Origin of the sequence: Cobetia crustatorum (genome assembly GCF_000591415.1) — a bacterium.
Classification (GTDB): domain Bacteria; phylum Pseudomonadota; class Gammaproteobacteria; order Pseudomonadales; family Halomonadaceae; genus Cobetia; species Cobetia crustatorum.
Genome location: NZ_JEMF01000110.1, coordinates 1 through 2,867 on the forward strand (window position 1 = coordinate 1; position 2,867 = coordinate 2,867).

Sequence of the window (2,867 nt, forward strand, 5' to 3'; positions counted from 1 at the left end):
CCACTTGTGGCGAAGCGAACACGCCGCAAGGTTCAGCAATCGATCAAGACATTAGGCTATGTCTACAATCGCGGTGCCGCTGCCATGCGTGGAGGACGCACGCAAACGCTGGGCGTCGTGGTCTATGATATTGCCAATCCGTTCTTCGGTGCCATGGTGGCAGGTATCAATGCGGAACTAACCCAGCAGGACTATGTGTCATTCCTAGCCAACAGCGAAGACTCAGTGCCTCGCCAACAACGTTTCCTTGAACGCATGCGCGAACACCGTGTCGATGGGCTCCTTCTGTGTCCTGCCGCCGGCAGCTCACCTGACTTAATCGAAACGCTCGAAGGCTGGGGTATGCCTTGCGTCCAAATTCTGCGTTATCTCGGCACTCCACCGTTCGATTACGCAGGCACTGACTTCCGTCATGTCGTAAGACTGGGGATGGACCACCTGGTATCACTTGGTCATCAGCGCATCGCCTTCGTCGGGGGCGCCGAGCACGCCGTCAGTCAGGATCGCCTCAAGGCCTATGATGAATGCCTCCTACGCCATGGGCTTGTCTATCGCCGCCTGATTCGTGGCGAAGGTGTCACTCGCAAGGATGGATTCCTGCTTATTCAAGAGTTAATGCAGGAAACCCCTCGGCCCACGGCAGTCATGTGTCACAACGACATGGTGGCCTTCGGTGTCATGCTGGGGCTCAAGCGCATAGGCCTAACACCGGGTAAAGACTGCGCAGTCATCGGCACTGATGATGTCGAAGAGGCAGCTTTGGGCGATCCGCCTCTGACAAGTGTAGCCACGCATCCTTATGCGATTGGTGAACAGGCGGCTCGATTGGCATTGCGCCGAATAGCTGCTCCCACGGCCCCGCGTGAGCAGGTTGTGCTATCCCCAAGCCTGGTGATTCGGGACTCGTGTGGTAAACCACTCAGCGAGATCGACATCCAAGGAAATATCCCTGCATGCCTCAATTAAGAATTACTTACATAAGTAACCTAGTTTTGGTGCATGAGAATCAGATATTGAATATCGTATCCAATTGCGCCAGACACTAATCGCTTCGCCCCTTACACTGCGCCACCCACCGACAACAACAATGCCACGCCAGGAGTTAATTATGAACATTAACTGGATCGATCCAAAAAAAATTCGTCGTCTACCTCGCACTCTCCTCAAAGGCTCACTATTGACAGTAGTCCTTGGGGCTTCAACTACGACACATGCCATGGACCTGCGGTTTGGCCACGGGGGCACGGCTGAAACAGCTTATCAGCTTGGCGCAGAGCGATTCAGTGAGCTGCTGTCTGAGAAGACCGACGGTGAAATTAGCGTCACCATCCTCGGGAACTCGGTCATGGGGCATGAGACGGAAATGTTTGAGCAAGAAATGGCTGGTGCGCTCGACATGGCCATCGTCAGCCCGGGCCTAATTACGGACTTCTCTCATTCTGCCAACATCTTCTCGGTACCTTTTCTCTATCGAGATGTCGATCACTGGCAGAAGGTTTTGGATGGTCAAGTGGGCCAACAGATCGCCGACCGCATCTCACAGGAAACTGGGGTCAAGGTATTGGCTTACTTTGGCGGCGGCAAACGCGAAGTCGTCAGCACCAAACCAGTGAATAGCCTTGCAGACCTCAAAGGGTTGAAGATACGTACCAACCCGACCAAACCTTTGATCGCTGCCTGGCAGGCTATTGGAGTCAAGCCATCGGTCATGGCTTGGAAAGAGATTTATACCGGGCTGCAACTGGGTGCCATCGACGGCCTGCTTAACGAGCCGGAATGGGTCTTACGGATGCGATTCAACGAAGTAGCCCCGCACCTTGTCATGACAGATCACGACATTACCGTGCGCCTTCTGACCATGTCAGAACAGACATGGGAGCGCCTTAACGAAAGCGAACAGCAAGCAGTCACGATGGCAGCACGTGAATCAGCCGCCTATGCCCGCAAGGCGCAGCTCAAACAAGATGCCGAAGCCCTCGACACACTTGTCAATCAAGGAATGACCCTGCACAGAATTGATCGCGAAAAAATGCAGGAGATGGTCAAAGAACCTCTTTTGAAAGTAGTCGCCGACATGGAGCTGACTGACCTTTACCAGATGATAAAGGGTGTCAACTAAGCGGAACTGACGATGAACCGGCACCCCGTTATACGGGGCGCCGGCCTCTAACCCAATAGACGAGGACAGCGCTTATGTCGCTTATTCTCTCCGCACTGACACGCTTGAATCGTGTGCTTGAAAGAGTCTTGTATGCTTTGCTTCTCGCATTGCTGTTCGGCTTCATCGCACTCATCATCTATCAGATTATCAGTCGCAACCTGCCACTACTCCCCCGCTTATTCTGGACGGAGGAGTTCAGTCGCTTTGCATTCCAGTGGATGATCATGTTGGGGACGGCGGTGGGTGTGCTGCATGCAGATCATTTTGTGTTGGAGGCTTTCCCGAGCGGTACTCGCGCTGATCAAGTAACACGCTGGATACGTGACCTGGCCTGCTTGGCCACCGGTATCATCTTCGTCTGGTTTGGAAAGGACTTCGGCATTTCCGGCCTACGACGCAGCGCAACTGCTTCTGGTATCTCGATGGTATATGTCTACAGTGTTTTTACTGCCTGTGGCGGCTTCATCATTCTATTCAGTCTTGAACGCCTGCTATACGCTGCACTGCACGGCATGCCCGCCATGGAGAAATTTCTTAACACTCCCAACGCCGTGGATGACATGGTGTCCAATGACATGTCCGCCCATGAAGGTACTATAAACCCGGCTTATTCATGAGGCCGACCTGAAAACGAAGATGGCGAGTGGTTTTCTCTTGTAGAATCAGGATGTTCCTGTCAGAACACGATTCAAGAGGACCACTCGCC

General features: G+C 53.3%; 3 protein-coding genes. All 3 read left to right on the forward strand.

Features of this window, described 5'->3' with window-relative positions:
- The coding region (locus tag BF12_RS0116900; protein WP_024953291.1) for a LacI family DNA-binding transcriptional regulator at positions 1-966 on the forward strand (966 nt) is incomplete at its 5' end.
- Positions 967-1,108: 142 nt separating this feature from the next.
- The gene (locus BF12_RS0116905) at positions 1,109-2,119 is read left to right on the forward strand and encodes a TRAP transporter substrate-binding protein (RefSeq protein ID WP_024953292.1); all 1,011 of its coding nucleotides are present in this window, start codon (positions 1,109-1,111) and stop codon (positions 2,117-2,119) included.
- A gap of 74 nt (positions 2,120-2,193) precedes the next feature.
- Entirely contained in the window at positions 2,194-2,778 is a 585-nt protein-coding gene (locus BF12_RS0116910; RefSeq protein WP_024953293.1) for a TRAP transporter small permease, read from the forward strand.
- Positions 2,779-2,867: the final 89 nt, after the last annotated feature.